The organism is Cellulosimicrobium sp. BMG9.22, assembly GCF_059159975.1.
In genome coordinates this window covers 89,459-95,558 of record NZ_JBZGBY010000015.1, presented here as the reverse complement: position 1 = coordinate 95,558, position 6,100 = coordinate 89,459, and the positions used below count along the sequence as shown (strand labels likewise).

General features: G+C 67.9%; 7 protein-coding genes. All 7 read right to left on the bottom strand.

Annotation, left to right across the window (positions count from 1 at the left end; all coding sequences use genetic code 11):
- Nucleotides 1-84: 84 nt before the first annotated feature.
- Entirely contained in the window at nucleotides 85-1,440 is a 1,356-nt protein-coding gene (locus tag AC4H2H_RS11940) for a ParB/RepB/Spo0J family partition protein (RefSeq protein ID WP_494371018.1), read from the bottom strand.
- Nucleotides 1,437-2,585, bottom strand: coding sequence for a ParA family protein (locus tag AC4H2H_RS11935; RefSeq protein WP_494371017.1), 1,149 nt, complete (start codon nucleotides 2,583-2,585; stop codon nucleotides 1,437-1,439). Before AC4H2H_RS11935 ends, AC4H2H_RS11940 begins: the two co-directional genes overlap by 4 nt.
- A gap of 135 nt (nucleotides 2,586-2,720) precedes the next feature.
- On the bottom strand, nucleotides 2,721-3,383 hold the full coding sequence (rsmG, locus tag AC4H2H_RS11930; protein ID WP_494371016.1) for a 16S rRNA (guanine(527)-N(7))-methyltransferase RsmG: 663 nt from the start codon (nucleotides 3,381-3,383) through the stop codon (nucleotides 2,721-2,723).
- 241 nt (nucleotides 3,384-3,624) lie between these two features.
- Complete coding sequence (locus AC4H2H_RS11925) at nucleotides 3,625-4,152, bottom strand: Jag family protein (RefSeq protein ID WP_494371029.1); 528 nt, start codon at nucleotides 4,150-4,152, stop codon at nucleotides 3,625-3,627.
- 43 nt (nucleotides 4,153-4,195) lie between these two features.
- On the bottom strand, nucleotides 4,196-5,326 hold the full coding sequence (gene yidC, locus AC4H2H_RS11920; RefSeq protein WP_494371015.1) for a membrane protein insertase YidC: 1,131 nt from the start codon (nucleotides 5,324-5,326) through the stop codon (nucleotides 4,196-4,198).
- A gap of 61 nt (nucleotides 5,327-5,387) precedes the next feature.
- Nucleotides 5,388-5,720 carry a membrane protein insertion efficiency factor YidD gene (gene yidD, locus AC4H2H_RS11915; RefSeq protein WP_494371028.1) on the bottom strand — a complete coding sequence of 111 codons (333 nt, stop codon included), beginning with the start codon at nucleotides 5,718-5,720 and terminating at the stop codon, nucleotides 5,388-5,390.
- A gap of 5 nt (nucleotides 5,721-5,725) precedes the next feature.
- Complete coding sequence (gene rnpA, locus AC4H2H_RS11910) at nucleotides 5,726-6,094, bottom strand: ribonuclease P protein component (RefSeq protein WP_494371014.1); 369 nt, start codon at nucleotides 6,092-6,094, stop codon at nucleotides 5,726-5,728.
- Between the last annotated feature and the right edge of the window lie 6 nt (nucleotides 6,095-6,100).

The following is a 6,100-nucleotide window of genomic DNA, read 5'->3' as shown; positions in this document are numbered from 1 at the left end:
CCCCGGCGAACCCACAACCGCCGCGCCCCACGACCCAAGACCCCCAAAGAACTGCTCCCATCGCGCGAGCGCACGCAACGGCAGCTACTTGCGCAGCAGTCCAGGGTCCTCCGGCGCCATGAGGTCGAGGATGCGGTTGAGGTCCTCGACGGACGCGAACTCCACCGTGAGGCGCCCCTTCTTGGCGCCAAGGTCCACCTTCACCCGTGTCTCGAATCGGTCGGACAACCGGTGCGCCAGCTCGTCGATCGCTGCAGACCGCTGGCCGGCTCGCGGTGTGCGGGCAGGGCGACGCTCGTCGAGCCCTCCCATCGCGACGATCTCCTCGGTCGCGCGAACCGAGAGCCCCTCAGCGACGATGCGCTGCGCCAGTCGTTCGATCTCTGCGCCGTCCGTGAGCCCGAGGAGAGCGCGCGCGTGGCCGGCGGAGAGAACCCCCGCGGCAACGCGCCGCTGAACGAGCGGAGGGAGGCGCAGAAGGCGCAGTGTGTTGGAGATCTGGGGCCTGCTCCGCGAGATTCGCTCGGCCAGATCCTCGTGCGTGCAGCCGAAGTCGTCCAGGAGCTGCCTGTAGGCGGCCGCCTCTTCGAGGGGATTGAGCGCGCTGCGGTGCAAGTTCTCGAGCAGCGCATCACGCAGGAGGTCGCCGTCCTCGGTCTCGCGGATGATCGCGGGGATCACCGTCAGCCCGGCGGTCTGGGTCGCGCGCAACCGCCGCTCACCCATGATGAGCTCATACGCGCCGGGCTCTCCGGGGGCCGGGCGCACGACGACCGGCTGCAAGACTCCGATCTCACGGATCGATCCCACGAGCTCGTCCAGCTCGCCCTCGTCAAAGACGGTCCGGGGTTGCCGCGGGTTCGGTCGAATCGTCTCCGTCGGGATCTCCGCGAACCTGGCGCCGGGCACCGGGACAAGGTCCTCCCCGATTCCACCGGCCCACTCGACCTCCGACTCACCAGGCGTGGGCCTTGACCCGGTGCTCTCCCCGTCGGCGCTCTCGGGAGCGTCCTGCGTCAGCGTTTCACGTGAAACAACACCATCGTCGTCGGCCGCAGTGCCTGCCTGTGACGCCTCGTCGACGTCGGTCGACGTGTCGCTGCTCGCCTCGTCGGAATCGACCGAGCGTTCGCCTTCCCCCATGACATCGCGGTCGGACAACGCCTCCAGCTCGGCGAGGTCGGACTCCGAGAGCGACGTCAGCCCTGCCACGTCGGAAGCCTGGGGCGACGCCGCGACGAGAGTGACGACCGGCACCGGGCTGGAATCCTCGGAAGCCGTCGAAGTCGCACCCTCGGCGTCGGCATGCGTCGAAGCGTCTGCGGCGGGTTCATCGTGCGCGGGGCTTGGGAAGAATACGTCGACCGGACGCTTGCCCTCCGAGCTCGTGGGGATGAGCGCTCCCAGCCCTCGTCCCAATCCGCGCCGCTTCTCGCTCATCGCTGCTCCTCCTGCCGCAAGGCGGGTCCGCCGATGGACCCGGCAAACTCATGGTCGTTCCTCGGCAGCGGCTCCAGAGCGGGCTCTTCTGCCGTGTTCTGGCCGCTGTCGTCCAGTACGCGCTCGTTCTTCCCGCGCTGTGTCACCTCACGCGCGGCCTCGAGATACGCCAGTGCCCCCGTGGAACCGGGATCGTAGGTCATGACGGTCTGACCGTGGCTCGGCGCCTCAGAGATCCGGACGGAACGCGGAACGGTGGTGCGGAGGGTCTGGACGGGGAAGTGCTCGCGAACCTCCGCGGCGACCTGCTGCGCCAGGTTGGTCCGACCGTCGTACATGGTGAGCAGGATCGTGGAGACGTGCAGCTCGGGATTGAGATGCGCCTTGATGAGCTCGATCGTCTTGAGCAGCTGGCTCAGGCCTTCCAGGGCGTAGTACTCGCACTGGATCGGGATGAGCACTTCACGTCCGACGACGAACGCGTTGACCGTCAGCAAGCCCAGGCTGGGTGGGCAGTCGACGAGCACATAGTCGATCCGCTCCTCCCCTGCGCGAACCCTGTCCTCAAGATAGGTGTCGAGCGCCCGACGCAGTCGTGTTTCACGTGAAACAAGCGAGACGAGCTCGATCTCGGCACCTGACAGGTCGATCGTCGCCGGGACGCACCACAGCGTCGGGATGTCCGGGCACTGCTGGACCGCGCCCGCCAGAGGGTCGCCGTCGACGAGGACCTCGTAGATCGAGGGCGTGCCGGCCCGATGCTCGACTCCGAGGGCAGTGGAGGCGTTTCCCTGCGGATCGTTGTCGATCACGAGGACATTGAGTCCCGCCTGCGCGAGTCCAGCGGCAAGATTGACGGTCGTTGTCGTCTTCCCTACGCCACCCTTCTGATTCGCCACCGTGATGATGCGCGTCGCCTCAGGCCGCGGGAACTGACGACCCTGCAGATCGATCCGCCGTCGAGCGTCCACCGCGAGCTGTGCTGCAAGCGGTGTGGAATCGTCGGCGTCGGGCAGGCTGGCCATGAGAGCGGCGCGACGGTCATCCTCGGCGCCGGCGGCGGTGCCCATCGAGTTCGCGTCCTGGCGCCCGGCCACGCGCTCCCACTCGTGTACGCCCTCCAGTGCGTGGGTGCTCTCCGTCACGCGTGCCTCCCTCTCCCTCTCCGTTGTCGACACCAGCATGCGACGCAAGTCGTCGGAGCCGACGGACCTCGGTGCCGTCATGGGCCCGTGTCGCTGACGAGCGACCGCTCTGGCCGCCCGCTCGCGTGGTCCGACTCAGCGGATCCCAGTCTGCCGCACGATCCTCACGACGGTCGTGCTCTCCACGCCTGGAATCGACGTGGCCTCGAGAATCTCCGGCGGCGATCCCTTGAGCTTGCGCAGCGCCTTGCGTGCAGGATCGAGCTCCTGTGTCACGTTGCGACCCTTGAGCACGATCATCTCCCCGCCCGGTCGGACGAGCGGAAGAGAGAGACGCACCAGCTTGTCGAGCGCCGCGACCGCGCGGGACGTGACTGCATCACATTCGAACGCCCCGTGGAACTCCTCGGCGCGCCCTCTCTTCACTTCGACGTTCTCCAGCTGCAGATCCTCGGCGATCTCGCTCAACCACGCACAACGGCGCTCCATGGGTTCCACGAGGTAGACGGTCGCCTCCGGCCGCATCGCGGCGATCACGACACCCGGCAGTCCCGCTCCGGAACCGACGTCGGCAATCAGACCGGACGTCGGAAGGAACGGGACGACAGCAGCCGAGTTGAGGATGTGCCGGTCCCAGATCCGAGACACCTCGCGCGGTCCGATGAGTCCGCGAAGCTCGCCCTCGCGACGCAGGCGCTCCGCGAACCGCTCAACCGCGGGGAACGCGTCGCCGAAGAACTCGCTGAGCATTTCTCTCTCGATCGCGCGTTCTCCGTCGCTCTCCGTCACGGTTCCCATCCTTCAGCTCGCTCCTCGTCTCGTCGGGCGTCCCCATCGTTTCACGTGGAACAGCCGTCAGGCGCGTCCTGCTCTGTCGGGCTCGTTCCACGAGTCGCCGGGTAGCCGTACCTTCGTGCGACGGCCAGCACGCGAGCCGGCGTCGCGACCGTCATCGCAAGCCCACGCTCAGTTCCCCCAATGACGTGCGCCCCACGTTTCACGTGAAACGTGGGGCGCACCGAGTCGAGAAAGGACGGCGTCAGTCGGCGGGGTAGATCACCACGTAGCGGGACGGCTCAGCACCTTCCGAGTCGCTCCGCAGGCCGGACGCAGCGACGGCGTCGTGCACCACCTTGCGTTCGAACGCGTTGAGCGGCTCGAGCGACACCTTCTGCCCGTCAGTACGGACCCGCTCGATGGCCTCCTCGGCGAGGACCGTCAGCTCACGACGTCGGTTCGCCCGGAACCCGGCGACGTCCAGCATCAGCCGGCTCCGCTCACCCGTGCGCGCCTGCACCGCGAGCCGGGTCAGCTCCTGCAGCGCGTCGAGCACCTCTCCCTCACGACCGACCAGCGGCTGGAGGAGGGAGGCCTCGTCGGCCACGATCTCGACGGCCGCGCGGTCGTGCTCCACATCGATGTCGATGTCGCCGTCGAGGTCGGCGATGTCGAGCAGCTCCTCGAGGTAGTCGGCGGCAATCTCGCCCTCCTCTTCGAGGCGCGCGGTCTCCGGGACGGTCTCGTCGACGGTGGCTTCGCTGGGCACAGGGGTCTCGGTCGGCGGCATCTGGGTGCTCCTCGGGGCAAGGGTGCGCGTCATGGCGCGGGATCTACTTCTGCTTCTTCTTCTTCGACGACGCCGGCGTCGAGGATCCGGCAGGGCGCTTCGGCTGACCCCCTGCGGCGTTCTTGCCGGGAGTGCCCTCGACCGGCGCCTCGGTCGGCGCGTCCTCGGTCGTCGGGGCCTCGCTCGTCGGGGCCTCGCTCGTGCCGTCGGTCGGGCCGGACGAGCCGTCGACGCGCGGAGTCGTCCCCTTCCGGCGGTCCTTACGCTTCGGCTGCTGGCGCTGGCCGCGCGGCTGCTCGATGACCGGGGCAGCGTCCTCGACGACGCCCTTGGCAGCTGCCTTGCGTGCCTTGCGCTCGTTCATCAGGCGCTCGGCCTCCGAGCCCGGAGCCGGCATCCTCCGGATCGTGTAGAACTGCTGGCCCATCGACCACAGGTTCGTCGTGGTCCAGTAGATGAGCACACCGACCGGGAAGTTGACGCCCGAGACCGCGAAGATGAACGGGAAGACGTAGAGCATCATCTTCTGCGTCGACGCCATCGGGCCCTCGAGGGCGGCCTTCGGCATGTTCTTCATCGTCAGCTGGCGCTGCGTGAAGAACGTCGTCGCGCACATCGCGACGATGAGCACGGCGATGACGATCTTGGTCTGCAGCGACTCCGACCGCAGGAAGATGTCGGAGAGCTGGGCGCCGAAGACGGTCGAGCTCTCGATGTCGCTCGCGACCGACGCGTCGATCGGTCCGATGGGGTCGGCGTCGCCGTTCGAGATCGGCACGAGCCCGTTCAGGACGCGGAAGAGTGCGAAGAAGATCGGGGACTGCAGCAGGATCGGCATGCACGAGGCGAACGGGTTCGTCCCGTGCTTGCGGTACAGGTCCATCGTCTCGCGGCTCATGGCCTCGCGGGAGGCCGGGTCCGTCTTGCCCTTGTACTTCTTCTGGATCGCCTGCATCTCGGGCTGCAGCATCTGCATTCCACGAGAGGCCTTGATCTGCTTGAAGAAGAGCGGGATGAGCAGGATGCGGATGATGACGACGAGTCCGACGATCGACAGGACCCATGCCGGGCCCGGACCATCCGCGAATCCCAGGTATGTCAGTCCCTGGTGACACAGGTACATGATCCAGGCGACGACCCACTCGATCGGTGCGAGGAACGCGAAGAAGTCCATCCGTGACTGCTCCCTTAACCTTCAGACAAAGCTCGTGAATCGCCCACGACGGGGCGGAGGACTAGTGCGAGTGTCGTGCCTCGGGCACGTCGTCGACCCCGCCGAGGCTCCAGGGGTTGCAGCGCAACAGCCGCCAGAGGGCGAGGCCCGTGCCACGGAGCGCACCATGACGCCGCACGGCGGTCAGGGCGTACTGGGAGCAGGACGGGTAGTACTTGCAGGTGGGGCCCGTCATCGGAGAGATGACCGACTGGTAGGCCCGGATCATGCCGATCAGTGTGAGGGCTGGGACTCGCCGCAACACGTCGACCACGCGACGGGTGAACCCTCTGACACCGGGCTCCTCGGCTTCGGGCCGCGTCGCACTGCCCTCGGGCGCCTCGACAGGGTGCATGGTCGTCATCGACGCACGCTCTCGCGCTCGCCCAGTCGCACGACGGCGCGGTCGAGACCGCGCGAGAGGTCGGCGCTCAGCTCGTCGAACGTGGCGGACGATGCCGACGGCAGAGCGCGCACGACGACACGCCCGTGCGCGGGCAGCGCTCCGAGATGGGCCGCAACGGCTGCGCGCAGACGGCGCTTGACGAGATTGCGTCGCACCGCGTTGCCTACGGCCTTGGAGACGACGAAGCCGACCTGCGGCTGCGTCTCTCCGTCACGGTCCTCGGCGAGGTGCACGACCACGGTCGACCTCCCCGCACGCACACCGCGGCGCACCGCCCGTTCGAAGTCGACGGAACGGCGCAGTCGGTGCGCCGCGGGGAGCACGTGGGA

Excerpts from the sequence above, each read along its gene's own strand:
- AC4H2H_RS11940 (WP_494371018.1), bottom strand. The coding sequence starts at position 1,440 with ATGAGCGAGAAGCGGCGCGGATTGGGACGAGGGCTGGGAGCGCTCATC.
- yidC (WP_494371015.1), bottom strand. The coding sequence starts at position 5,326 with ATGGACTTCTTCGCGTTCCTCGCACCGATCGAGTGGGTCGTCGCCTGG.
- AC4H2H_RS11925 (WP_494371029.1), bottom strand. The coding sequence starts at position 4,152 with ATGCCGCCGACCGAGACCCCTGTGCCCAGCGAAGCCACCGTCGACGAG.
- yidD (WP_494371028.1), bottom strand. The coding sequence starts at position 5,720 with ATGCACCCTGTCGAGGCGCCCGAGGGCAGTGCGACGCGGCCCGAAGCC.
- rsmG (WP_494371016.1), bottom strand. The coding sequence starts at position 3,383 with ATGGGAACCGTGACGGAGAGCGACGGAGAACGCGCGATCGAGAGAGAA.